This is a genomic window from Acinetobacter sp. AG3, assembly GCF_022343575.1.
In the GTDB taxonomy this organism is placed as follows: Bacteria; Pseudomonadota; Gammaproteobacteria; order Pseudomonadales; family Moraxellaceae; genus Acinetobacter; species Acinetobacter guillouiae.
This window is the reverse complement of the sequence record NZ_JAKQZD010000001.1, coordinates 3,140,064-3,165,093: the sequence shown is the minus strand read 5'-3', so window position 1 is coordinate 3,165,093 and position 25,030 is coordinate 3,140,064. Positions and strand designations below refer to the sequence as shown.

The window sequence follows — 25,030 nt, the reverse complement described above, 5'->3', positions numbered from 1 at the left end:
TTTGAGTATTGAGTACTTATTGTAACAATAAAAAATGCCCTTATTATTGGTTGATAAGGGCATTTTTGTGACCTATGTTTAAATCTCATAAAAAAGATTGTTAGAAAAATGATTATTTGATCTTGCTATTTATACTTCGCATGATTGTTCAATGTTTTCTGTAGAGGTGAGCGGTTAGCGTTGCGATAAGACATAAGTTAGAAATAAAATGAGAGTCAAAATAAGCTGTAGCTTGGGAAAAGATTTTATTAATTATTATGTTGTTGATTTTAAATATGAAAAACTTTAATACTTAAAAATTTAAATTTTGATATTGGTATCAAAGGCTAAAAAATGCTGTTGCTTTGCTTTCGATTTTGGAAGAAGACGCACATTTTAATCTATTGAATAATGTTTAAAAAATAATAAGAAAAAAACTTGTATAACAGATTTTTTTGACGTATTTATGAAAGAATTATACGTGCTCAGCCGTATATATAACTTTAAAAAAATTGTGCTTTAAGGAATAAGTCACATGAAAAAAAATGCATTATCAATTTTAATTCTAAGTTCAGGTTTGGTTTTATCCGGGTGTAATAACGGTGGTAGTGGGGGAAATTCGTATGAATCACCTTCAAATACGGATCTAAACACTATCGCAAACCCTGTTGTTGGCACACCTATAGCATACACCAAGACAGATTTTTCTACGGTGGCAGCAGATAGTGTAGTGATGACCTATAAAATGAAAGGGGTGAAGGGAACTGAAGTACAAGCAACCTCATTGGTATTTACTCCTAAAACTGCACCACCAGCTTCAGGTTGGCCTATCGTGGTTTGGGCACATGGTACAACTGGTGTCGCTGATATATGTGCACCAAGCCGTAACGCAATGAATGTTTATATTAAAGGAATGATTTCTAAATTCCTTGCAGAAGGCTATGTGGTTGTTGCACCCGATTATGAAGGTTTAGGCGAACCGAGTGGAACTGAACTCCATCCATTCTTAAATGTAAAAAGTGAAGGTTACTCGATTACAGATGCGGTGGTCGCAACACGTAACTGGTTAGGTAATAAAGTATCGAAAAAATGGGTGACTGTTGGGCATTCTCAAGGCGGTCAAGCAGCTTTAGGTGCTGCACAATATGCTGATCGTGCCAATTTAGATTATAAAGGTACAGTTGCAGTCGCGCCTGCTTCACAATTGAGTTTAATTTTAAATGCGGGGCAATTATCAGTTGCAGATGCACCACCAGCACAACAAATTCCAGTCTATGCATCATTGGATACATTTACAGCGTTGATTGCAGCGGGTTTACGTAATTCAAACCCAACTTTAGACTATAGCCAAGTATTCAAAGTGCCAACCGATGCAATCGCAAAAAATGCTGAATCCGTTTGTTATGATACACTTGGTCAACAGTTTGGCGTGGCAATGGGGCAATATGCGGCAGTCAATGGCTCATTGAAAAATTATCCAAGAACAACCGATACCTTTATGTCTTTGCCAGCCGTTAAAACTTTCCTAGAGAAAGACTCACAACCGTTGCAAGTGCTCGTCAAAACACCAGTGATTATTTATCAGGGGGGCGCAGATACTACTGTACCGAAAGTGGCAACAGATACTTTATACGGTACGGCGAAAGCACTGACGACGCAGGTGAATTACATTACCAATCCTACATGGGATCATAGTACGGCTTATGCCTTGAATATCGACAATATTGTGGCTGATGTAAAAGGAATGTTTGCAGCGCAATAACGATTTTAAATTGTAGATTTGAGCAAATGGCTTATGTTTTCAACATGAGCCATTTTTATTTAAAACGGAGCAAACTTCATTCTGTTTAATTACAAACTTCATGCTACAATACGCGCAATCTTAGCACGGCTTAAAAGCCCTAATTCATAGGACCTCGCTAATGTTCGCCAATATCTCTATTTCTGAATTTGATCCAGAAATTGCTCAAGCAATCACTCAAGAAGATGCCCGTCAAGAAGCTCATATTGAGTTAATCGCATCTGAAAACTATTGCTCACCAGCTGTTATGGAAGCACAAGGGTCAAAACTCACTAACAAATATGCGGAAGGTTACCCTGGCAAGCGCTATTATGGCGGTTGTGAATATGTTGATGTGATCGAACAATTGGCGATCGATCGTGCTAAAGCATTATTTGGTGCTGACTATGCAAATGTTCAGCCACATGCAGGTTCTCAAGCAAACTCAGCAGTTTATCTTGCTTTACTTAACCCAGGTGATACTGTTTTAGGCATGAGCTTGGCGCATGGTGGTCATTTGACTCATGGTGCTAAAGTCAACTTCTCTGGTAAATCATATAATGCTGTTCAATATGGTTTAAATGTAGAAACTGGTGAAATTGATTACGAAGAAGTTGAGCGTTTAGCTGTAGAGCATAAACCACGTATGATCGTTGCGGGTTTCTCTGCATATAGCCAAATTGTAGATTGGCAACGTTTCCGTGAAATTGCGGATAAAGTTGGCGCTTACTTATTTGTAGATATGGCTCACGTTGCTGGTTTAGTTGCTGCTGGTGTATACCCAAGTCCAGTGCAAATTGCTGATGTAACAACCACAACTACGCATAAAACTTTGCGTGGTCCACGTTCTGGTTTAATCCTTGCAAAAGCAAACGAAGAAATTGAGAAAAAACTTCAGTCTGCTGTATTCCCGGGTAACCAAGGCGGTCCATTGGTTCATGCGATCGCAGCAAAAGCAATTTGCTTTAAAGAAGCAATGATGCCTGAATACAAAGAATATCAAAAACAAGTGGTTGTAAATGCTAAAGCGATGGCTGAAGTATTGATTTCACGTGGTTATGATGTTGTATCTGGTGGTACAGAAAACCATTTATTCTTGTTGTCTTTAATTAAGCAAGATGTGACAGGTAAAGATGCTGATGCTTGGTTAGGCGCTGCTCATATTACGGTCAACAAAAATGCGGTACCAAATGATCCACGTTCTCCGTTTGTCACTTCTGGTATCCGTATCGGTACGCCAGCAGTAACAACACGTGGTTTTGGTGAAGCTGAAGTTCGCGACTTGGCAGGTTGGATTGCGGATATCCTCGATGCAAAAGGTGATGAAGCTGTTATCAATGCGGTTAAAGCGAAAGTTGAAACAGTCTGTGCAAAATTCCCCGTTTATGCTAAATAAGCATTAACTTGAGAAGGCCTCCTCTCAAGGGGGCTTTTTTTATGGTTGTTCAATAAGTTTAAAAGCTTAAACATTGCAGAAAATATCTGTTATAAAAGAAGTAGATTATTGGAGTTTATTGATACTTCGTTTCACGTTTCCGACAGACAGGTTGCATGCTGAAATTTACGGCTTGTGGCTTAATTCATTTATGAAATGTCAACAGACCCATTATAAACATCGCTGCTATACCCAAATGATGTGAAAGATCGAAGGAATTAGGCACATGGCTAGTAAACCAAATATTATTATTTCAGAACAAGATTTACATCGCTTAGAAACGATGTTGGAACATCAGTCGAAGTTGACTGTGACAATGCAGCATTTAGAAGAGGAATTGGCACGAGCAGATGTGGTTGCACCTCAAGATATGCCGCCCAATGTGGTGACGATGAATGCAAAGGTTTTAATCACCATTGCACCTTCTACGGAAGCAACCGAAATTACCTTGGTCTATCCGCATGATTTTCGTGGAGAGGCAGGGCAGGTCAATGTGGTTGCACCTGTAGGTACCGCAATTCTTGGCTTGGCTGAGGGACAGGAAATAGAATGGCCGCAGCCTGATGGTCACTTGATGAAAGTAAAAATTGAAAAAATATTATATCAGCCTGAAAGAGAAGGCGATTATCTCTAATACTTATCAAAATTAACCGCATTTAGCTGATTAAAATAAAAGCCCAGTCATGACTGGGCTAAATTTTGTATAAAAACTAAAGTTAAAACCCTGAAGTTCTTCCTTTGCTTGGATATTTAAATTGATGCTGGATATCTAATTTATAAATCTGCTTTGGATTTAAATCAATTTGCCATTGGTTGATATTGGGTTGCCCATTCCATTGTGTTGCGGTCGGTGGGATATTATAGGTTGATTGTGTGCTGAGTTTACCGTTCTGGCTTTGTGGTTCAGCTTCAAAAATTGTGACTTGAATTGGGTAGCTATGTAAGTTTTGCACTGAATATTGCTGTTTTCGGATGGTTTCAGATTGAGTACCTTTGACTGGATTTTTCTTATCGGTTAAATCAGTCACTTTAACTTGAATTTGATCATCTGTACCAAAGCTCATTTGAAGTGCTTCATCTGCGCTATTGCTCCAAGCTCTTTGTCCAATATAGTCGCCATCACGATAAAGTTTTACTGTTCCAGAAGGCCAATTTTGATCAAGTTTTGAAATTTCAGCGTTAATTGTCGCTTGAGTGCTTTGCTTAGGAATTGCCCAAACTGAAAGTTTTGCGGGATATTGTTCAGTACTTAAAGGTAAAAAGATTTGCTGTTGGCTGCTGGGAATGGAGGCTTTGGTTTCTGAACGGAATTCAGTGCTAAAATTTAAATCAGCCGCTTGAAATTGTGGAAATTGAGGCGGGGCTTTTTTGGCCTTAGCTGTCGACTTTTCATCATAACTCATTTCAGCTAAAGCCATAGGTGCTGGTGCAACGGGATAAATTGGTCGTACAGGTTCTGGTTCATAATAGTTGACCCACCATTGTTGTGGCTGCACTTGTTGAACGTAGTTTTGCGGTGTTGCTGTGGACAACGCCAATTTAACATTGTTCCAGTCTTCCCCAGTTTTTTGTGCAATCATTGCCATACGGGTGAGTTTAATTTGCTTGGTTTGGGTGTTTAATTCGGCTTTATATATCGGTTGCCAACGTGCATAAGGCACCATATAGCTAATTTTAATTTCACCACGTTGCGGGGCATTGACATAAAACTTAAGTGTGCGTTGGTTAAACTCGCTGTCGCCAATGGCATTTAAGTCTTGTTCAAGTTCTTGTAAACGTTGTTGTAACTTTTCTTTTTCAGCTTTGGCTTGATCAATCGCAATAAAGGCCTCATAGGCTTGTTTACGTACTTTTGGCGCAGAGCCTTTAATGACATTTTCTAAAAACTTATTTTGTAATTCAGCCGCTTGAATAATTGAGTTTTGTTCAGAAATTTTCTTTTTAATATCCTCTATATTATTGCGCAATTGAGAAGACTCATTTCCAGCAGGTTTATCCAGTGCGCTATCTGTATGTGAAACCGCATTGACTTCAATATTACTACTTTGATATTGCAGTTGATCGATATTGAAGTTTGCCGCAAGACCATTCAAGGTAACGAGTTGTTCTCCTGCTTGTACCGGGATGGTTCGTTCAATTTTTGCTAGTGTAGGATACAGTGTGACTTGTTGAATCGGTGAATTGGATAAGTTAAGTGCAAAGCTATATGTTGAAGGAATGCATAAAATGCTGAGTTGTAGTGCTGTTTTTATATTCATTATGCGAGGCCCTAAAATACCTGAGATCAGTGTTAATATTTAAAATGTAGCAGAAAGTGATACAAATCAAAATAGTGATTAAAAGAGAAAACCAGTTGGTGCGAAGTTGATGAAATAAAGTTATATTAATTTTCACTTGAATCCCGCGTTTCATTGTTTTTATTTTTGATGGATTATTCATGCAAATTTGGTATTTAGCAGATCAATTTAAACAAAACAAAAAATTTCAGTTACACTAAGTCATCCAAAATTTGAAGGGCTGAACATTGAAACAATCATGCACAATACGGGATAAGACGTTTCCTCCTGAATTAAAAACATGGTTGTATGCACAAGGTTCATTGACTCAGCAGTTGACTGATGTCGCGGGTGGTGTTTTTAAAGTTCAACCGATTCAAGAGCATTATCAAAGAATGAGTATGCTGGATAGTCAATGGATGTTGATGCCACAGCAACACACCTCATGGGTACGTGAAAGTTACTTATTTGGTTGTGATGCACAGCCATGGGTCAAAGCAAAAAGTATTTTTCCTATTCTCAGTATCCATGGCAAAGCACGTTTGTTTAAGCATATTCGAACCAAGCCGATCGGAAAGTTCTTATTTCAACGTACCAATCCACTGTGTGAACGGCGTGTTTTAAAATTAGCAGAAGGTTGGACACGTCAAAGTTGTTATACTTGGCATGGTTGTAAATTTATTGTTCAAGAAACTTTTTTACCTGCTTTTGAGCAATTTTTACAACAACAGCATATTTCAAAATAGAGTATTGAAGGACTGTCATGTCGATCGCGCAACACACCACTTGGCAACAACGCTTAGAAGCTTATTATTATCTGTGTCGTTTTGATAAACCAGTTGGGACAGAATTGGTTTTATGGCCGACCATGTGGGCATTATGGATTGCTGCAGAAGGTATCCCCGATATTGTGACACTGGTTGCAATGGTCTTGGGGACAATTTTTATGCGCGCAGCTGGTTGTGCGATCAATGATTTTGCTGATCGTAAAGTAGATGCACATGTGGAACGAACTAAAAATCGCCCTTTGGCTACTGGGGTGATCTCAGCCAAAGAAGCGATTTGGGTGTTTATTGGTTTGGTGGTCGCCAGTGCGTGTACTTTGTTTTTCTTACCGATCGCAACTTTTTATTGCGCGCTTGCAGGATTAGTCCTCGCCTTTATTTATCCCTTTATGAAGCGTTATACCCATTTACCACAAGTGGTCTTAGGGATGGCATTTTCTTGGGGCATTCCGATGTCGTTTACCGCAATGGGAAAACCTTTAGACTGGACCTGTTGGTTGCTTTATTTTGGCAATTTAGCATGGACGGTGGCGTATGATACCCAGTATGCAATTACAGATCGTGAATATGATTTAAAAATTGGTGTGAAATCAACTGCCATTCTTTTTGGAAAATACGATATTCAGATCATCTCTTTATTGCAATTGACCAGTGTCTTGTTGATTGGTACAGCATTGTATTTAGAAAATATATTGATTCCATTTGGCTTGATTGCCTTGTTATTGGTTGTTGCAGATTTTATTTATCAATGGACAAAAACCAAAGCGCGCGATCCACAACTATGCTTTTGGGCATTTAGACATAACCGTTGGGTTGGTTTAATCATTTTTGTTGGTATTTTTATTGCATTATTTTGATTTTAAATTATTAAAATAAACCACTGTTGGAATTTCATCTGTATTTATAATAATACGAAATATTGATGAAATTTCACGAGATAAAGAAAAATAATAATTTATAAATGTGAGTTATTTCTCCGTTTTATTAAAAAATATTGTAGCAAGACGCATTTATTTATGCTTAATTAAGGGTGAACACGGAGCTGTTCAAACAATAAAAAAATTGAGGAATTTGTAATGAAAGCAGTATTCAAACAGACCCTATTGGCAATGACTTGCGGTTCAGTATTATTCTTAACTGCATGTAATGATGATGATAACAAGGATAACTGGGGTTCAAATAAAGATTATGTGTCTGAAAGTACCTATAATTTAGGTCGCATGCCTGAGGCTGAATCAATCAAAGTCATGACCTATAATATGCCCTATGTACTTGGAGGAACTAAGAAAGCTACAGCTATGGTTTTTGTTCCAAAAACCAAGAGACCTACTGATGGTTGGAAGGTAGTGGTTTGGGAGCATGGTACTGTAGGTGTGGGTGATGGTTGCGCACCGAGTAGAAATGAAATTAGTGATCGATTTATACCGATGGCACAGAGCTTATTAAAAGAAGGCTATGTGATTCTCGCCCCTGATTATGAAGGCTTGGGCACGCCAGGTATGCATCCATATTTAAATCTAAAGAGCGAAGCAAACTCAGCAATTTATGCAGTGAAAGCATATAAAGAGCGTTATGGTAATAAAATCAATGGTCAATGGATGTCGGTCGGGCAATCTCAGGGCGGACAAGCGTCTTTAGGTACAGCAGAATTTTCCAATAATGATGCCAACTATAAAGGTGCTGTGGCAGGCGCACCAGCCTCAAGTTTGGGGGAAATTATTGCTGATGTTGCACCGAAAGCGATTCAAGGTATTCTTCAAGATGAGCAAACAGGGAAAAAACCAGTAGGTACTGCAGCTGGAGTTTATGCTACGTTATTGACCTATACATCTTTTGCTGTTGTTGGCGTGACTGCTTATGAGCCTAAGTTTAATTATCGAGATGTGTTTAAAGAGCGTTCAAAAAGTATTGTTGCATTAGCAGAAGGTTCAACGGGGGAGAACGGTTTATGCTTTGTTGATTTGCAGAAAAAATTTGTCGATGATATTAATGACTATACCGCTAAAAATGCAGGTAAAACCGTTTTAGATTATCCAGGCTTAATTGATAATTTCCAAGAGAATCCGACCTTGAAAAAATTCTTGGTAGATAATCAACCCGCAACGAAAAGAATTAATACACCTGTGATGATTATTCAGGGAACTGCTGATACGTCTGTGCCTTATACGGTTACAGATAAATTACAACAGGGCCTAAAAGCAATGGGAACAGATGTCACATTCTTAGCTGTGAAAGATGCAACGCATACTGGAGCGATTATGGAGAAGAATGCTGAACTGGTTGATTTTATTAAAAAACATATGCCGACTACGAAATAATTATTTTTAGAAAATTATTGGGTTTTCTTGGTAGTTAAATAGGGATTAGCAATTTATAGAAAAAGCAGGGTTTCCATCGAAACTCTGCTTTTTTTTATATTTATATATGCTCATTTATACGCTTTTAAAGAAGATTTGATTGGCTTTTGATCAAGGCTATTTACGAAGCATGATCACTATCTCTCTCAACTGGCATTCGAGAGCACATTTTTTTTGAGCTATTTCTATGATCCATAATGATGTATTTCTGCGTAATCCGTGGGATGGTTTAATGACTGATGTTGGCGTTTCTATTGCATGAATTTGGTTTAATCGAATTTAAATTAAAGATAAGTATTTGTATCTATATATTATTTTACTCTTTGGTTAAAAGTATCCTAGCAAGATACATTTTTTTATGTTTAATTAGTAGCTTGAACACGGAGTTGTTCAAACAATAAAAACTGAGGAATTTGAATGAAAACATTATTTAAACGAACATTATTGGCAATGACCTGCGGTTCAGTATTATTTTTAACTGCATGTAATGATGACGATAATAACTGGAATAACTGGGGTTCAAATAAGAATTATGTATCTGAAAATACATATAATTCAGATGTAATCAATGAGGCTACATCAGTCAAAGTGATGACTTATAATATGCCAAATGTACTTGGTGAAACCAAAAAAGCCACAGCAATGGTTTTCATTCCCAAAACAACACGACCTGCAGATGGTTGGAAAGTTGTGGTTTGGGAGCATGGTACAGTCGGTGTGGGTGATAGTTGTGCGCCAAGTCGAAATAAATTTAATCCGCGATTTAAAAATATGGCACAAAGCCTGTTAAATGAGGGTTATGTGATTATTGCCCCAGACTATGAAGGCTTGGGCACACCAGGTATGCATCCATATCTAAATTTAAAGAGTGAAGCAAATTCAGCGATTTATGCAGTGAAAGCATATAAAGAGCGCTATGGTAATCAGATCAATGGTCAGTGGATGTCTGTTGGCCAATCGCAGGGTGGGCATGGTTCTTTAGGAACTGCTGAATTTTCCAATACCGACTCCAACTACAAAGGTGCTGTCGCAGGCGCACCTGCCTCAAGTTTGGGTTATATTATTTCTGTCGTTGCGCCACAAGCAATTCGAGATATCCTTCAAAAAGAACAAGCTGGAACAGCCCCAGTAGGTACTGCTGTTGAAGTTTATGCTGAATTATTGGCATATGCTGCTTATACCACAGTTGGTGTGACTGCCTATGAACCTAAGTTAAATTATCGAGAAGTTTTCAAAGATCGTTCAAAAAATATTGCAGAATTTGCGGAAGGTTCAACGGGTGAAAATGGCTTATGTCTAGATGAATTGCATAATAAATTTGCCGATGATATCCGTGATTATATTGTTAAGAATGGCGGAAAAACTGTTTTAGACTATCCTGGATTAGTCGATAATTTCCAAGAAAATCCGACGGTAAAAAAATTCTTAGCTGAGAACCAACCTGCAACCAAGAAAATTAATAGTCCTGTGATGATTATTCAGGGAACTGCTGATATGGCTGTACCTTATCCTGTCACAGAAGCATTACAACAACGCTTAAAAGATATGGGTACTGATGTAACATTCTTACCTGTGAAAGATGCGAGTCATACTCAAGCGATTGTTGAAAAGAATCCTGAATTGGTTGCTTTTATTAAAAAGCATATGCCAACCACAAAATAATGGTTTAAGAGAAGCATCCAATCATTTGCTGTTCATAGCAGTTAAATAGAAAGTAAAAAAGCAGAGTTTTTTATTAAAGCTCTGCTTTTTATATGAATATGTAAAACTTAAATCATTAAAATAAAAAGGGAAAAACTTAATATACTTTTAACTAAGAATATAATTATAGTCAATCTGTCAAAAAACTCAGAAACAATAATATAATTATTCTTAACCAATATTTTTAATTAAATCAATAGTATGTAAAAAATTATTTGATTAAAAGTTAGCAATGCCACACTTTACATTTAAAGTTTAAATACCTTTGTGTAGGCGATGCCTCACTTTTCAGAGATGAAAAGGTGACAAAAATCTTTCGTTAGGCGAGGGGTACGTCCTGTACCCCCGCCCAACGGCGACATCCTGTCGCCACACGGTAGGACAACCATCTAGACGTTAAAAGTACAAAAAATGAATTAATAACCAACGGTTTCTAAAAGTTCAAACAAGAGATAAGCTTCATTTATGATCAAAGACTTAATTCAAATCACTTGTATGAATAATTAGGCGGTTTGACTATAAATAACGAAAAGGTTCAAGTCGCAAAAGAAATTGGTTAAGGGATAACACTAAACCCTCAGGGTTGAGGCAAGGAAATCAATGAAACATTTCCTCTTAAAATATAAAATGTGATCAATAATTTGAATAAATTAAAGGTTAAATAAATATGATAAAAACAAAATTAGTAGATAAGTTATCTATTTTATTTCCACAAGGAATGCACTATCAAGAAGCCGTTGAAATCAGCAAGACTTTATTTTGCTCCACTAGTTGGTTACCTGATGTATTAGAAGAAGAGCTTTGTTTAGATAATATTTGTGAGGTTTTTGCTTTTTTATCAAGTCAAGGTTTTATCATTTTTGAGAAAGATCAGAATAACTTTGAATTTTCAACAAAAAATATTGGATCAATATTATTCGTGAAATTTTAGACTTTCCTTTTAATATTAGTACCTTAACATGCGTTGTTTCAGTCATTGGTGTTTTGCTGAATGAACAAAGAAATAATGAGAGGTTTGATTATGCAAATTGCTGTTAAAAATTTAATAAAACTTGGTGTATTTCCAAAGTCCGAAGATGCGGTGAAGGATCCAAAAGGTATTGAGTATATTGATCATATTCAAGCATTAATTGATAGGATAAAGTTACCAGTGAGTAATGATGATGCGGTAGGCTTGTGTTCGATATTAAGGAATGATGAGGATGATTACTTTGGTTTAACACAAACTTTATTACAAAAAATAGAAACAGCACCTGATTGGCCAATTAAGGAGCTATTTGTTAATAACAATAATTACTGGATGAATGTACTTAAGCGTAGAGCAAGATTTGTATGGTAAATAATGCAGGCAAACGTTTTTCCAGTCATTAGATTGGATGGTCTAAAATTAAGATTCTGGCGTTTATGTAAAATAAGAGCTAGATTGTAGTAAATTATAATGTATATTTTTTAAAGTTTACTTATGGAAAAGTTTTATTATAAAAAGGTAGTATTTTTTAGATTAGATTATTACCTATTTAAAAATTATCTGCTTATTTTAAACATGGTGGAAATATGAAGAAAATGAGTTATATCGTGGCTTTTTTTCATTGTTAATGCTGTTTTTTATTTTTGATTTACAAGGTAATTTTCAAATATACTTGAAATACAAAAAGTATTTCAAAGCTTTGTATCTTGGAGAGAAAATGAAGAACAAAAACATGGTGTTGAGAAACTGTTCTGATATATCAATTCAGGAAGATTTACATAAAGCGTTTGAAAACATTCCAAAAGCTAATATTAGCTGTCTAAATAAATCGAAATTAATCTATATTGGCTCATATTATGGAGATCATGCAGTTGCTACATTTAGATGTTTTGATGACGATTTAGTTGTTGAGTATAGCTGGACTGATTTTCAGGAGTCTTGTTCAATTATCGTTTCTAAGAAAAGCTGGAATATTCCTGAAAAGATGACTGTTGAACATCTTAATTCACCTTAGTTTTTTAAAAAATCTAAAATTAATCAATTTATAAGTAGGTGATGAAATGGGAATGAGATTATTTGCTACATCTGTAACAGGAATAGAACCTTATTTTGAAAAACTTCATAAAATAAGTCGTTATTTTGACAATGAAAATAAAAAAGCACTATTTCATAATAATTATGGTGGAAATTTAATTCTATCGGTTTTAAAGGTTATCAGCGTGTATGAAGAGAAAGAGTTAAATCAAAACTTATTTGATACAGCAAAAAATCTAGAGAGAACGAAAGACATTGATGGTTATCCTGAAATTACTCTTATTTTTAATGTTTTAATTAGCCCTTTAGAGATAGAAAAGCTGTCAATCAACCAATTAAGAGATCTTTATTGTTCTTTGTTTATTGAGCGTATAAACAATCCATTGTTTAGGATACCTAAGACTGTAGATTATGATCAATTAAAATCTGACTTATTGGTATTAATTGAAGACCTTAAAGAAGTAGATTTGAATTCTATTCTCCTGTAAAACCCAATGGAGCGGGTTGGATGGAAGAACTTTATGGTTTTCTCCGAACCCTAGAGTAAAAAACGTTGGCGATAAAGCTGTCGTTAGATGTATAGTCAAAAAATAGGATGTTGATATGGTAGAATCATTTTGGCCAAGTGGAAACGATCAAACGATTATCTGTACTGATTTAAACATCAAAGAGTTTTGTAAGCTGTGGGGAAGTCCATTTATTCAAGATTATGAGGATGGATTAGGTTGGTTTGATTCTACATATCTTTATGATTCTCAATTAATAAATACGCCTATCATTTTTATTAAATATTTAGAATCATCTTATAGTTATACATTGATCATGATTGATGAGCAGATCAAAGATGTAAGGGCATATGAAGATTTTATTATTAATAAATATTTAATTAATTCTTATATAGATCGTAGAAAATCGGCGTATAAGGATAATTAATATCTTTATATAATCGTCGTTTAAAATTAATTTAATAGACACAATAAAACGTGTAGTTGTCAGATAGAAATAGTGATTATTTGTTAGATGCTTACCAATTTATCGAATTTAACACTCTACAAAAGCAGAGCTTCGATTTAAGCTCTGCTTCTTTAACTCAATGTATGGCCGTTTGTACATTTTTGACCGAAGATCTAACTGGTTTTTTACCAAATGAAAGGTGATTAAAGAAAATATTGAGTAATACTGCTGCTATACAGGTCGCGCTTATTCCTGAATGAAATAAAGTTTGGAATACTTTGGGAAAGGCATGAAAGAAATCAGGGCTGATTAAAGGAATTAAGCCGACACAGATCGACACAGCAACAATGATTAGATTGGATTGGGTTTGATAATCCACTTTAGATAATGTACGAATACCGCTTGCTGCAACACTACCAAATAAAACAATACCCGCGCCACCTAAAACAGGCATCGGAATCGCAGCAATTAAGCGTCCAAAAACCGGTAATAAACCCAGCACAACTAAAATAGCACCACCTGTTGCTACCACAAAACGGCTTTTCACACCTGAAATGGCAACCAGTCCTACGTTTTGGACAAAAGCACATTGCATAAATGAACCAAATAATGGCGCAATCGCAGAAGATAGCATGTCAGCTCTTAAACCATCTGCCAAACGATGACTATCCATTTTTGTATCAACAATTTCACCAATCGCTAATAGGCTGGCTGTTGTTTCAGTAAGGATCACGATGGTCACGATACACATGGTTAAGATCGCGGACATTTCAAAGCTGGGTAGACCAAAAGCAAATAGATGTGGGAAAGCAAATAAATCACCATTGCCCACTTTTGAAAAGTCGGCAACACCAAGCAGGATGGTAAAAATTGCACCAACAATAATTGAAATGAGTACGCCTAGGCGCGCCATTGTGGCTGAACCAAAGCGGCTCACCACAAGTAGTACACCGAGGGTAAAGGCTGCAATCCCTATATTTTCCAGTGAGCCCCATTCGGGTGCTTTAGGGTTACCACCCATAATCCAGCGGATTGCAACAGGTAAAAGTGAAATCCCAATAATGGTAATAATTGAACCCGTCACAATCGGTGGAAAGAAACGCACTATTTTTGAGAAAAAGGGGGTAATCAATATCCCGAAAATAGAGCTGACAATCACAGCACCAAAAATCGTTTGGATATTTCCCCCCGTTGTACCAATCGCGATCATGCTTGCGACAGCAGCAAATGAAGTGCCTTGTACAATTGGAAGTTTTGCACCAAACCACTTTAGTCCAAGTGTTTGTAGTAATGTTGCCAAACCACCCACAAGAATAGATGCCGTAATTAATAAGGCAATTTCAGCTGCATTTAGACCAATCGCCGTACCTACGACCAAAGGTGCTGCAATCAGACCACCATACATGGTGAGTACATGCTGTAAACCAAATGTCAGGTTCTTTCCCGCACTTAAAACTTCATCTTCAGGTTGAATTTTTTTAATTTCAGTATTCATCTTAAAACCTTTATGACTTTGCCATCCCTGCATTACAAAGAGCAATTTATATGCCAAATGGTCAATAACTGTGAGCAAAGTGCTTTAAGTGAAAGCTAAAACTTATGTGTTTGAGATTGATATTTAAATTATTTGTTCGTGCAAAGCCGATTATTTTATGGTGGATAATGCTTAGCGTGTTTAGATTGGCGCGATTCTAAAACGAAGCACTAGGCTTCTTTCATCTGTCCTTTTTTAAAGCATAGATTAAGATAAAGCACCCTCATCCTTATTTTCTTCAAAGGGGAGGAGAAGCTTTTAATAGCAATATGATTCACGCAACATGATCATTTATTTTAGCTTTTATGCAGTTGTGCTTGATGGGTTTGAGAATAGATAAAAAATTGTGCTGTACCTACAGCGAGTACACATGAGGCAAGTATAAATTGCTGATGATAGGAGATACCCCAATGTTGCAAGCTACTAAAACAGATTCCACCAACCAATTGAGTTACAGCAAAAGCTAATGTTGCTATGCTCCATAGTTTTTTATAGGCCACATGATAAAGGTGTAAAATGGTATATGAAGTAAGGAAAACCACAGCAGGATTAAGCAAACCAGTAAAAAAGGATGAGGTATAGGTAAGGATTGGATGGGTTGAAAAAATCGCAATAAAGATCGCTAAAACATATAGGCTATATAATATTTTTAATGCGGTAAAATTGCCAAATTTTCGTGCCAGTAAGTAAGCACTGATTGCACCTAAGGCACTGCCTGAACCATACAAAATCCAATTCAAGTTAATTAGATATAGATTAAGATGCAGGGTGTTTTTAAGATAATCAATCCAAAACAATGAGTGGGGAACATAGGCAAAAGCACTAGATGCATAGACAATCAGCAAACTAAAATACATGCCATTGACTGTTCCCGTTTGATTGTTTGCTACGCTGATATGATCTAGATGATTTTTAAACAGATTGAGTAAATAAACAATGATCAAACAAATGACAGCAGAGAATGCAAATAAAATCATCCAAGCAGATTGTGTGTTGATTCTGTCGAGATAAGGCAAAAACAGGGTTGCCAATAATACTCCGATGCCAATACCACTAAAGCCAATGAAGTTGATGGTTAAACGTTCTTCAGCTTTGCTGCAATGTGCAACGATACTCGGTGCTAGAATCATCAATAAGCCACCACTGATGCCAGAAATGACACGCCAAAAGACATACCAGCTTTCGGGAAGACCTGAAAAAGCACAACTGAGTAAACTCACCGTTCCAGAAAATGCCGCCAAAATGATATATCGAGGCATGGTAAAGTTTTGAGGCAGTTTCATTGCCCAAAATGCACCAATTAAATACCCCAACAAATTTGCACTGCTTAAGATACTGGCAAAACTGGAGTCCCAATGATAAGCAAGACGGGTAGAGGGCAATAATGCAGTATAGGAAAATCGGAGAATGCCAATGCCTAAACACATACACAGGCATAGAAAGATACTCAGCTGAATTTTATTCGATCCGATCTTGGTCATTGTGCAGATTATCCATTTTCCGTTAATTCACCTTAAGGTGAATTTAAAAAAATGACAATAAATAATCAGTATTTAGTTTGGGAATAATCAGGGCTTATTCACATAACTTAACCAGTTGGTAAAATCGGAGATTATTGCAGTATATGTATGATTAAGCCTATAGATTATAGATTGGCATCTACTGGGTCTCCGATCGTATAGTAATGTCCACCTGCAACATGATGTAGGCTTTTCCATTCAGCGCCAACTTCATGGTAATACCAGTGACCATTGCGAAATACACGATCATCCGCATACGCAGCGACGACTTTGCCTATAAATAAATCATGGCTTTGTTGATTATGCGGTTCAGGAATCAGTTCACAGATCAACCAAGCAGCGCAGCCTTCAACCGCAGGGAGCTGAAATCCCTGAAATTGGAAAAGTGGCGTATGGCAGTGTGAGAGTTTTTCAGGATCATTAAACTGACTGATTGAGCCTAATTGTTGTACCAGTTTAAGTTGTTTGAGTGTCGGTACTTGTAGGATGAAATGCCCTGACTTTTCAACTAATTCACGAGTTTTTGTACTTTTGTCTAAAACCACACTGACTTTGGCAGGCACAAGTTCTAAGGCACAAGCCCAAGCTGCTGCCATAACATTGTTTTGGTTTTCATACTGGGCTGAGACAAGTACGGTTGGACCGTGATTTAACAGGCGATAAGCCTTAGAAAGTTCAACAGTTTGGATGTGTGAATTCATGAGATGGCCTATATTCTGGGTGTTAGTCTTTATTTGTATAAGCTTATACAAAAAATTCATGAGTGCGCTAAAGTGATGTTTTTATTATTAATAGTGCATGTTGAGAAAACAACACTTAAATATCAAAAAATGCTAAAGACTATTGGATATTTCACAATAAGCTTATAATAAAACGATCAAAACTATTGGAACTCGAATGAACTATACGCTCATTTTGAATATTGTCATATTCATTGCCTTGATCATATTGCTGATGCAAACCAGAAAGACAGATTGGAGTCTGGCTAAAAAAGTGTTTGCCGGTTTATGTTTAGGTGTAATATTTGGGCTAGGATTACATTGGGTTTATGGTACAAATTCTGAAATTTTAACTGAGTCTATTCAATGGTTTAATATCGTTGGAAATGGTTATGTTAAGCTTTTGCAAATGGTGGTGATGCCATTAGTGCTGGTCTCGATCCTGAGTGCTGTGATTAAGTTACATAATGCATCCTCATTAGGCAAGATTAGTATTTTTAGTATTGGTACATTATTAATCACCACATTTATTGCCGCTTTGGTTGGCGTGTTTGTGGTCAATCTATTTGGATTAAGTGCGGCGGGTCTTGTACAGGGGACACTGGAAACAGCACGTCTTGAAGCAATTCAATCTGAATATATTGGTAAAGTTACAGACTTAAATGTACCTGATTTTATTTTATCTTTTTTGCCAACAAACCCATTTGCTGAACTCACTGGGGCACATCCAACCTCAATCATTAGTGTAGTGATCTTTGCTACGATGCTCGGTTTGGCCGGGCTTAACCTGATCAGAGATGATGCCGAAAAAGGGCAACGTATCGTCACTGCAATTGATACTTTGCAAGCGTGGGTGATGAAGTTAGTTCGATTGGTGATGACGCTTACACCTTATGGTGTATTTGCCTTGATTACGAAAGTCGTGGCAAGTTCTAAAGCCGCTGATATTGTTAATCTTGGTGGTTTCTTGGTTGCCTCTTATCTGGGTCTAGCCATCATGTTTGCGGTACATGCAATCGTATTATTGCTGACAGGCGTTAACCCAATCCGATTCTTTAAAAAGGTTTTACCTGTATTAACCTTTGCTTTTACCAGTCGTTCGAGTGCGGCAAGTATTCCATTAAATATTGAAGCACAAACTCGCCGTTTGGGTGTACCCGAGTCTATTGCCAGCTTTTCTGCTTCATTTGGTACAACGATTGGACAAAATGGTTGTGCAGGCTTATATCCAGCAATGCTTGCGGTGATGGTTGCCCCAACAGTGGGGATTAATCCACTTGATCCGATCTGGATTTTAACTTTAGCTTGCGTAGTGACTTTAAGTTCAATTGGCGTTGCAGGTGTCGGTGGTGGCGCAACCTTTGCTGCACTGATTGTTTTACCGATTATGGGTTTACCAGTGACTTTGGTGGCTTTGCTGATTTCCATTGAGCCTTTGATTGATATGGGGCGTACTGCGTTAAATGTTGATGGTTCGATGACTGCAGGTGTTGTGACCAGTCAATTGATGGGACAGACAGATCAAAGCATTTTACTTTCAGATGAGAGAGAAGAGTTAAAACATAGTTAACCTATTTTTCTATATTATTTAAATGCCATAAAAAGCACCTAAATTACATTTAGGTGTTTTTTTTCAACTCAAGTTTATTCATTAAACGCTGATTTATTAAAACAAGTCAGAGTATTCACGACTATAAATAGCAGTTTATAACGATCATATTGCTGATAAATATGATGGCCTGCTGGCGTTAAAAGGTTCTATTTTGCTGCTTGATTACACTCAGCCAATTCTTTGGAATTTTTTGTCCAAATTTTTCCAGCAGAATTTTTATAGAAGGTGATTTTCCCAATTCGGGAGACCAAACTTTGACATGAGTCTATTGAAAGTTGATTGCCCCAAGGACCAGACATCCGACATACAGTACCATCGCATTTCCAAACCACATTAGGGCCATTCTCTATCGGTACGGTAACTGTCCCTTTATGTGTGCTTCCAGCAATCCAAATGGTATCGGCTGCAAAAGTCAGTGGAGAACATAGGATTAGGCTGCTTATAACGACGCTTTGGAGTTTTATGCTTATTTTCATCGTGCTTATTCCATAATTATTGATCTAGGAAAGGTTATAAACTTCAAATGAATCTATAAAACAGTTGTATTTTAAATGGTCTATACGATCAAGCTCAAGTTTTAACTGTAACCATTTTAAAACATAGACTGTATCTGTAATCATTTTTAGTATCACTTAGAATAGATTAAAATGAGGAGTTTTGACAATGAAAATGTACCAAGTTGATGCTTTTACACAACAATTGTTTAAGGGCAACCCTGCTGCTGTATTGGTCTTAGATGACTGGCTGGATGATGCTTTGATGCAAAATATTGCCTTAGAAAATAATTTGGCAGAAACTGCTTTTGTAAAACGCATTGATGATGAAAATTATCAAATTCGCTGGTTCACACCACAAGTTGAAGTCGATTTTTGTGGGCATGCAACTTTAGCTTCAGCTTTTGTTTTATTTAAAGACTATAGCCAAGCGAAGACGATTCATTTTCATGTTAAAGATTTGGGTATTTTTATCATCCAGCAAGCTGAGGATGGAAAGATCCAGATGAATTTCCCGATTCGCCAGCCACAAAAAGTAATCGATTATCCAGAATTATTGAATCATGTCATTGATCAGCCTTTTAAAGAAGTCTATCTCAATGCGCAAGCGTATATTTTAGTTTGTGAATCTGCACAAGACGTGATAAATGCAACACCAAACTTAGCCAATATCCGAAAAATTGCAGAACAATATCATGTGAGTACCGCATTAACTGCGGAGTCTGCAGGCTATGATGTGACCATTACCGCAGCTTCAAACGATTATGATTATGTGGCTCGCTATTTTGCCCCGCATAAAGGGATAGATGAAGATCCTGTAACAGGTTCTATGCATACTGGTTTAGCGCCTTTATGGGCTGAGAAGCTGGGTAAAACACAACTTATCGGTTATCAGGCATCAGCGCGTGGTGGAAAATTGTTTTGTGCTCTTCAGGACAATCAACGTATCGAAATTTCAGGTTATGCACAGTTATTTATGCAAGCTGAGATTTTTATTTAAATTGATTTTAAGCTAGACATGTTCAAATCATTACAAAAGCCGTTGAAATAAACGGCTCTTTTTTCAAAACTTTACTATAAATTTTGTTCAGAATTTCTTAAGATGTTTAGCTTATAACTGTTTAAAATTTAAAAAATTCTGGATTCTCCTATGCTCATGCAGTTGAAAAAACTCACCTTGTCGCTTTGTATTCTTGGTTTTAGTGCGTCTAGTTTTGCTCAAGCCATCCTGGTTAAATCTGAACATAATATCGAAGAATATAAGCTAGAGAATGGCTTTAGAGTTTTACTTGCACCGAATGACAAAGAAAGTAAAGTCTTTATGAATACGGTTTATTTGACCGGTTCATTAAATGATCCACAAGGCAAAGGTGGTCTTGCACATTTACTTGAACATTTAGCCTTTAAAGGCACACAAGATGTAAAAGGCGAAGAATTTCAACGCCGTTTAGATCAATATACGTTAATGACCAATGCCAGTACCGATTATTATTCGACTAAATATACCAATATTGTACGTCCAGACCAAAATACCTTAAACGAAGTGATTTATTTAGAGTCACAACGTATGGACAAATTGGTGCTTCAAGAACAATTCGTTCCTTCAGAAATCAATATTGTGATGCGCGAACGCGAAGTGCGTATGGATCAGCCTTTTGCTGTGCTGATGGATCAAATGTGGAAAGCAGCCTATGGCAACAAGTCATTAGGTCGTTTACCGATCGGTGATCTTGCTGAACTACAGTCAATTAAAATGAATGAATTGAACAAATTCTATAAAGACTGGTATGCACCGAATAATGCGGTGATGGTGATTGCTGGTAAATTTGATAAAGCAGAAGTTTTAAAAGCCATTGATAAAAACTTTAGTGCGATAGCTGCACGTAAGATTCCTCAACAAGCAACAGTACCTTTACTTGATTCTTCAACCATAAAAAATCGTAATTTTGTGGTGAAAAAGGGCAGTGATCTTGCCAAATTCAATATTTATATGAATGGTAAGAATGAAAAAATTCAGCCGGTATTAGCACTTGCGCCATATTTATATACCTTACAACCGAGTGGTCATCTATATTCCAGCATGGTAGAAACTGGTGTCGCGACCAATGTCCAGTCAACAACATGGTTAGATGATGATTTTAACTTGGTATTTATGGGGGCAATATATGCACCAAACCATGATGCTCAAAAAATTGACAGTGCGTTGATTGCCGGTGTAGAGAAAAATAAAAGTTTTGATGATGTTGAATTAAAACGGGTTAAAAATCTGATCCAGAACGCCAATGAGAGTTTATTGACCAGTGCAGCAGCTGTTGGTGGTATGTTGAGTGATTATGTGGTGTCATCACATGGCAATTGGGCACAATATTTTAAAGATCAACAGGCCATTCAAAAGTTAAGCGTAGCTGAAACTAATGCAACTTTAAAAGCATTTTTAACTGAGCAGCACCGTTTTAATGGTGATATTCAACCGACACCTGAAGATCAGAAAAAGGCCTTGGAGCAAAAGCAAGCTGCTGAAAAACCAAAAACTTTAGATCAACAAGCTGCTGCTGTAGAACCGTTAAAAGATGTCAGTGTTTATCAAGCCGAAGTTGCTCAATATGTTGAAAAATCGAAACAATATTTAACTGCAACAGAGAAAAAGATTCAACGTGGCACTTTAAAAAATGGGATGAAGTATGCTTTATTCCCAACCTCGACACGTGATGATAAAACCTATGCAACCATTGAGGTTAATTTTGGTACAGCTGAATCTTTAATGAATAAGGCACAAATCCTCGATTTTACGGCTTATTTATTATTACGTGCTTCTGAGCAATATAGTTTACAGAACATTGCAGATAAAACCATTGAAGCAAGTGGTGGAGCAACGGCAACGGCATCGGATAACGGGATTACTATTCAAATTTCAGCGAAAAAAGAAAAATTTGAAGAGTTCTTTAAATATATCGTGTCGGTGATGAAGAGCCCTAAATTTGAACAATCACAATTTGATTTAATTAAATTACAAAGCTTATCTAGTTTGGATCGACCATATACTGAGCCTGAAACAGTATCCTCTTTAACCATTGCACGCTTACTTGAAACCTATCAGCCGGGTGATTTACGTTATCATTTTGAACCAGAGTTGGCTAAACAACAGATTCAAGCAGCAACCAACCAACAAGTTATTGATTTATATAAAACATACTTTGCAATGGACCATGCCTTTATTGCTATCACTGGGCAGTATGATGCAAAACCGATCAAGAAATTACTTGAGCAACAATTTGGCAATTGGTCAGCTAAACAACCTTATCAGCGTCTATCAACAGAATTTACCACGTATAAAGCGCAGAAAGTGCATGCCCTTTCAGAGCAGCGTGAGTTTGGTAGTTATCAAGCTTTGCAGACCTTGCCTGTAGGTGTAGACAATAAAGATGCCGCAGCACTGATTGTCTTTAGTTATATTTTGGGTGACTCGCAATTGTCTTCACGTTTAGGACAAGAGCTTCGTGAAAAAAATGCGTTGGTCTATGGTTTTGGTAGCCAATTAAACTTAGACTCTTTTAATGAAGCGGGTGCATTGTCGATCGAAGCCAATTACACAGCAGGTAAATCTGCTGAAGTATCGCAAGTGGTGCGTAAAGTGCTGAATGACTTATTAGCGACTGGAGTAACCAGTCAGGAGTTGGAAGCGGCTAAAGCCAATATCATGAAGCAACGTGTGACGTCTTTAGAAGATGAGCGTGTGATTCATCGTATGTTAAACAGCCAGCTTGAACGCAATAAGAAAATGGATAGTCGTGCTTTAAGAGATCAAGAGTTTGCTCAACTGACCAAAGCAGATGTGGATGCTGTGATTAAGAAGTACATTAAACCTGATCAATTGGTTGAAGTGATGGCTGACCAATATGGTCAAGCTCAGAAAAATCTAAATTGATGATTTAAATTATTGAATCACTCAAGGAAAGCCATACATGTGTATGGCTTTTTTTATAACGATACAAAATCAATAAAAATGAGCCATGGCAATGTCAATGATTGAAAATTTACTGAGTATATCGGGACAATAATTAGAACAAGTTTATTCTTAGTTATGAAATAATAGAAGCCTATATCTATACTGATCAAGCACATGATCAATCGAGAGCTTTGGATATAGATTATGATTCAGGTATTCCACATGTACACGATTCGAAAAGAAGTGTTATTGGTAAGCTTATTAGAGGTTCTGGAAGACCGTATGAACCTGATAAAGATAAATATGTTAGGTAAAAATTAGAGTTTTTTATGAGTTTAAAAAATTTATTAAAAATAATTCATGATGGTGTAATTGAAGGGGTATTCTTTGATAATAAACAAGATATCCTTATACTATTTGTGAGAATAGATTATGAGGTTAGATATGAATTAGTATTTAAAGGAGTTTTAGAATATAGGGTATTAGATTTTGGAAAACAAAACATTATTTCTAGAGTAATTAATTATCAAAAAGATAATTTTTGTCACGATGAAATATTTGAATTATTAAAATGGGTTTCTTCAAATTCTGATTCATCAACATATTGGTCGAATGATGAATTAAGAAAAATTGTCGAAAAAATTAAATCAAATGATTTAGCCCTACTTTATTTGGAACCTAGTGCTGGTGCAGAAATTGTAATTTTATTTTCAGATTGTATTGTAAAAATGCGAAATTAATATAATACAGTTTATGTTAGATATTTGAAATTTTTCCTTTATCAAGAATTGACAATAACTGGATTGAATATCAAATAAATCTGTGGGCTTTGGGATGTAAGAAATGACTGTTTGCAGGCTTACTTATAAATGGGCAGAGAGCAGAAAATATTATGACTTTAATCCAGTTGGCTAAGCTTAATGGTCTGGATATGCCTATTTAATAGATGTACTTTCAAGATTATTGACTCATGAAATGAAAGATATCGAAGAATTACTGCTGTATAAGTGGAATCCTGCTTGAACTTAAGTGAGGTTCAAAAAGCTGTACTAATTTATATTCATTAAATTCAAAAAAACCGAGGTATTCAACCTCGGTTTTCAATTTAACGCTGCTTGAAAAATAAATTATTTTTCAACAAAAGCGCGTTCAATCACGTAGTCGCCTAAAACGCCCATTTTAGGGGATTCTTTCAGACCGTGTTGGTCAAGGAGCTCGACAACATCGTCAAGGAATGCTGGGCTACCACAAAGCATTGCACGGTCAGTTTCTGGGTTAAAACGTGGCAAGCCAATTTTTTCAAATAAGGCACCAGATTCAATCGCAGTGGTTACACGACCTTGCGTATGGAAATCTTCACGGGTCACAGTTGGGTAGTAAACCAATTTGTCTTTAATACCCAGCTCTTCAAAAAACTCATTGTTTGGAAGTTCGTTGAGAATCAGGTCTTGGTAAGCCAATTCAGAAATAAAGCGTGTACCATGTACCACGATAACTTTCTCAAAACGCTCATAGGTTTCTGGATCGCGAATCGTTGATAAGAATGGTGCTAGCCCTGTACCCGATGAAAGAAGGTATAAGTTTTTACCCGGATTCAAATCATCAAGCACTAAAGTACCTGTAGGTTTTTTAGAAATTAGAATTTCATCACCAACTTTTACTTTTTGCAAAATAGAAGTTAAAGGACCATCAGGCACTTTAATCGAGAAAAACTCTAATTCTTCTTCGTAGTTAGCGCTTGCAATAGAATATGCTCGCATTAAAGGCTTACCATTGACTTCAAGACCAATCATCACAAATTGACCATTTTTAAAACGTAATGCAGTATCACGTGTGGTCTTAAAACTGAATAGAGTGTCATTCCAGTGGTGTACGTGAGTAATCTTTTCGACGTTGAAAGCAGCCATTAAAGGTCTCAATAAATTATCAAATTAGA

At 36.6% G+C, this 25,030-nt stretch carries 22 protein-coding genes and 1 pseudogene; 17 read left to right on the top strand and 6 right to left on the bottom strand.

Annotation, left to right across the window (positions count from 1 at the left end; translation table 11 throughout):
• Positions 1–514: 514 nt before the first annotated feature.
• The 3 genes from L3V46_RS14630 (at position 515) to rnk (ending at position 3,828) form a co-directional block, all read left to right on the top strand.
• Positions 515–1,741, top strand: a complete 1,227-nt coding sequence (locus L3V46_RS14630) for an alpha/beta fold hydrolase (protein ID WP_034612276.1) — start codon at positions 515–517, stop codon at positions 1,739–1,741.
• A gap of 160 nt (positions 1,742–1,901) precedes the next feature.
• Positions 1,902–3,155: a serine hydroxymethyltransferase gene (gene glyA / locus L3V46_RS14625; RefSeq protein ID WP_004820090.1), complete on the top strand. Its 1,254-nt coding sequence runs from the start codon at positions 1,902–1,904 to the stop codon at positions 3,153–3,155.
• A gap of 265 nt (positions 3,156–3,420) precedes the next feature.
• The gene (gene rnk, locus L3V46_RS14620; RefSeq protein ID WP_004820092.1) at positions 3,421–3,828 is read left to right on the top strand and encodes a nucleoside diphosphate kinase regulator; all 408 of its coding nucleotides are present in this window, start codon (positions 3,421–3,423) and stop codon (positions 3,826–3,828) included.
• 82 nt (positions 3,829–3,910) lie between these two features.
• Here rnk and L3V46_RS14615 read toward each other — a convergent pair whose 3' ends face one another.
• The gene (locus tag L3V46_RS14615; protein ID WP_239046094.1) at positions 3,911–5,452 is read right to left on the bottom strand and encodes a DUF4139 domain-containing protein; all 1,542 of its coding nucleotides are present in this window, start codon (positions 5,450–5,452) and stop codon (positions 3,911–3,913) included.
• Positions 5,453–5,718: 266 nt separating this feature from the next.
• Here L3V46_RS14615 and L3V46_RS14610 point away from each other — a divergent pair, with 266 nt between their 5' ends.
• The 9 genes from L3V46_RS14610 (at position 5,719) to L3V46_RS14570 (ending at position 13,248) form a co-directional block, all read left to right on the top strand.
• Positions 5,719–6,216, top strand: coding sequence for a chorismate lyase (locus L3V46_RS14610; RefSeq protein WP_239046093.1), 498 nt, complete (start codon positions 5,719–5,721; stop codon positions 6,214–6,216).
• A gap of 17 nt (positions 6,217–6,233) precedes the next feature.
• Positions 6,234–7,112 (top strand): 4-hydroxybenzoate octaprenyltransferase, encoded by an 879-nt coding sequence (gene ubiA, locus L3V46_RS14605; protein ID WP_239046092.1) that lies wholly within the window; start codon positions 6,234–6,236, stop codon positions 7,110–7,112.
• 219 nt (positions 7,113–7,331) lie between these two features.
• Entirely contained in the window at positions 7,332–8,573 is a 1,242-nt protein-coding gene (locus L3V46_RS14600; protein WP_239046091.1) for a lipase family protein, read from the top strand.
• Between the two features lie 456 nt (positions 8,574–9,029).
• Positions 9,030–10,274, top strand: coding sequence for a prolyl oligopeptidase family serine peptidase (locus L3V46_RS14595; RefSeq protein ID WP_239046090.1), 1,245 nt, complete (start codon positions 9,030–9,032; stop codon positions 10,272–10,274).
• A gap of 706 nt (positions 10,275–10,980) precedes the next feature.
• Positions 10,981–11,244: a hypothetical protein gene (locus L3V46_RS14590; RefSeq protein ID WP_239046089.1), complete on the top strand. Its 264-nt coding sequence runs from the start codon at positions 10,981–10,983 to the stop codon at positions 11,242–11,244.
• Between the two features lie 60 nt (positions 11,245–11,304).
• The gene (locus tag L3V46_RS14585) at positions 11,305–11,652 is read left to right on the top strand and encodes a hypothetical protein (protein ID WP_239046088.1); all 348 of its coding nucleotides are present in this window, start codon (positions 11,305–11,307) and stop codon (positions 11,650–11,652) included.
• 346 nt (positions 11,653–11,998) lie between these two features.
• Positions 11,999–12,295 carry a hypothetical protein gene (locus L3V46_RS14580; protein ID WP_239046087.1) on the top strand — a complete coding sequence of 99 codons (297 nt, stop codon included), beginning with the start codon at positions 11,999–12,001 and terminating at the stop codon, positions 12,293–12,295.
• Positions 12,296–12,341: 46 nt separating this feature from the next.
• Positions 12,342–12,803, top strand: a complete 462-nt coding sequence (locus tag L3V46_RS14575) for a hypothetical protein (RefSeq protein ID WP_239046086.1) — start codon at positions 12,342–12,344, stop codon at positions 12,801–12,803.
• Between the two features lie 115 nt (positions 12,804–12,918).
• On the top strand, positions 12,919–13,248 hold the full coding sequence (locus L3V46_RS14570; protein ID WP_239046085.1) for a hypothetical protein: 330 nt from the start codon (positions 12,919–12,921) through the stop codon (positions 13,246–13,248).
• Between the two features lie 157 nt (positions 13,249–13,405).
• On the opposite strand, the gene L3V46_RS14565 is transcribed toward L3V46_RS14570, so the two are convergent.
• From L3V46_RS14565 to L3V46_RS14555, 3 genes are all read right to left on the bottom strand, one after another.
• Entirely contained in the window at positions 13,406–14,764 is a 1,359-nt protein-coding gene (locus L3V46_RS14565; RefSeq protein WP_239046084.1) for a nucleobase:cation symporter-2 family protein, read from the bottom strand.
• Positions 14,765–15,099: 335 nt separating this feature from the next.
• Positions 15,100–16,284: a YbfB/YjiJ family MFS transporter gene (locus tag L3V46_RS14560; protein ID WP_239046083.1), complete on the bottom strand. Its 1,185-nt coding sequence runs from the start codon at positions 16,282–16,284 to the stop codon at positions 15,100–15,102.
• A 164-nt stretch (positions 16,285–16,448) separates the two neighbouring features.
• Complete coding sequence (locus L3V46_RS14555) at positions 16,449–17,024, bottom strand: flavin reductase family protein (protein ID WP_239046082.1); 576 nt, start codon at positions 17,022–17,024, stop codon at positions 16,449–16,451.
• A gap of 196 nt (positions 17,025–17,220) precedes the next feature.
• Here L3V46_RS14555 and L3V46_RS14550 point away from each other — a divergent pair, with 196 nt between their 5' ends.
• Positions 17,221–18,612: an L-cystine transporter gene (locus L3V46_RS14550; protein WP_239046081.1), complete on the top strand. Its 1,392-nt coding sequence runs from the start codon at positions 17,221–17,223 to the stop codon at positions 18,610–18,612.
• Between the two features lie 188 nt (positions 18,613–18,800).
• Here the strand turns inward: L3V46_RS14550 and L3V46_RS14545 are convergent, their stop codons facing one another.
• On the bottom strand, positions 18,801–19,130 hold the full coding sequence (locus L3V46_RS14545; protein ID WP_151802511.1) for a hypothetical protein: 330 nt from the start codon (positions 19,128–19,130) through the stop codon (positions 18,801–18,803).
• A 187-nt stretch (positions 19,131–19,317) separates the two neighbouring features.
• Here L3V46_RS14545 and L3V46_RS14540 point away from each other — a divergent pair, with 187 nt between their 5' ends.
• From L3V46_RS14540 to L3V46_RS14525, 4 genes and pseudogenes are all read left to right on the top strand, one after another.
• Positions 19,318–20,148 (top strand): PhzF family phenazine biosynthesis protein, encoded by an 831-nt coding sequence (locus L3V46_RS14540; protein WP_004820123.1) that lies wholly within the window; start codon positions 19,318–19,320, stop codon positions 20,146–20,148.
• Between the two features lie 150 nt (positions 20,149–20,298).
• Entirely contained in the window at positions 20,299–23,073 is a 2,775-nt protein-coding gene (locus tag L3V46_RS14535) for a pitrilysin family protein (protein ID WP_239046080.1), read from the top strand.
• 350 nt (positions 23,074–23,423) lie between these two features.
• Complete coding sequence (locus L3V46_RS14530; protein WP_034612234.1) at positions 23,424–23,834, top strand: hypothetical protein; 411 nt, start codon at positions 23,424–23,426, stop codon at positions 23,832–23,834.
• A pseudogene (locus L3V46_RS14525) lies at positions 23,825–24,117 on the top strand (transposase domain-containing protein); the annotation flags it as partial. The gene L3V46_RS14530 and the pseudogene L3V46_RS14525, both read left to right, overlap by 10 nt.
• 104 nt (positions 24,118–24,221) lie before the next feature.
• On the opposite strand, the gene L3V46_RS14520 reads toward L3V46_RS14525, so the two are convergent.
• A complete protein-coding gene (locus L3V46_RS14520; protein WP_004721908.1) occupies positions 24,222–25,001 on the bottom strand; it encodes a ferredoxin--NADP reductase in 780 nt (259 codons plus the stop codon).
• Positions 25,002–25,030: the final 29 nt, after the last annotated feature.

Coding starts and splice junctions, on each gene's coding strand:
- L3V46_RS14550 (WP_239046081.1), top strand. CDS start 17,221: ATGAACTATACGCTCATTTTGAATATTGTCATATTCATTGCCTTGATC.
- L3V46_RS14585 (WP_239046088.1), top strand. CDS start 11,305: ATGAACAAAGAAATAATGAGAGGTTTGATTATGCAAATTGCTGTTAAA.
- ubiA (WP_239046092.1), top strand. CDS start 6,234: ATGTCGATCGCGCAACACACCACTTGGCAACAACGCTTAGAAGCTTAT.
- L3V46_RS14615 (WP_239046094.1), bottom strand. CDS start 5,452: ATGAATATAAAAACAGCACTACAACTCAGCATTTTATGCATTCCTTCA.
- L3V46_RS14520 (WP_004721908.1), bottom strand. CDS start 25,001: ATGGCTGCTTTCAACGTCGAAAAGATTACTCACGTACACCACTGGAAT.
- L3V46_RS14590 (WP_239046089.1), top strand. CDS start 10,981: ATGATAAAAACAAAATTAGTAGATAAGTTATCTATTTTATTTCCACAA.
- L3V46_RS14570 (WP_239046085.1), top strand. CDS start 12,919: ATGGTAGAATCATTTTGGCCAAGTGGAAACGATCAAACGATTATCTGT.
- L3V46_RS14630 (WP_034612276.1), top strand. CDS start 515: ATGAAAAAAAATGCATTATCAATTTTAATTCTAAGTTCAGGTTTGGTT.
- L3V46_RS14555 (WP_239046082.1), bottom strand. CDS start 17,024: ATGAATTCACACATCCAAACTGTTGAACTTTCTAAGGCTTATCGCCTG.
- L3V46_RS14540 (WP_004820123.1), top strand. CDS start 19,318: ATGAAAATGTACCAAGTTGATGCTTTTACACAACAATTGTTTAAGGGC.
- L3V46_RS14600 (WP_239046091.1), top strand. CDS start 7,332: ATGAAAGCAGTATTCAAACAGACCCTATTGGCAATGACTTGCGGTTCA.
- rnk (WP_004820092.1), top strand. CDS start 3,421: ATGGCTAGTAAACCAAATATTATTATTTCAGAACAAGATTTACATCGC.
- L3V46_RS14545 (WP_151802511.1), bottom strand. CDS start 19,130: ATGAAAATAAGCATAAAACTCCAAAGCGTCGTTATAAGCAGCCTAATC.
- glyA (WP_004820090.1), top strand. CDS start 1,902: ATGTTCGCCAATATCTCTATTTCTGAATTTGATCCAGAAATTGCTCAA.
- L3V46_RS14565 (WP_239046084.1), bottom strand. CDS start 14,764: ATGAATACTGAAATTAAAAAAATTCAACCTGAAGATGAAGTTTTAAGT.
- L3V46_RS14595 (WP_239046090.1), top strand. CDS start 9,030: ATGAAAACATTATTTAAACGAACATTATTGGCAATGACCTGCGGTTCA.
- L3V46_RS14535 (WP_239046080.1), top strand. CDS start 20,299: ATGCTCATGCAGTTGAAAAAACTCACCTTGTCGCTTTGTATTCTTGGT.
- L3V46_RS14530 (WP_034612234.1), top strand. CDS start 23,424: ATGAGTTTAAAAAATTTATTAAAAATAATTCATGATGGTGTAATTGAA.
- L3V46_RS14580 (WP_239046087.1), top strand. CDS start 11,999: ATGAAGAACAAAAACATGGTGTTGAGAAACTGTTCTGATATATCAATT.
- L3V46_RS14575 (WP_239046086.1), top strand. CDS start 12,342: ATGGGAATGAGATTATTTGCTACATCTGTAACAGGAATAGAACCTTAT.
- L3V46_RS14560 (WP_239046083.1), bottom strand. CDS start 16,284: ATGACCAAGATCGGATCGAATAAAATTCAGCTGAGTATCTTTCTATGC.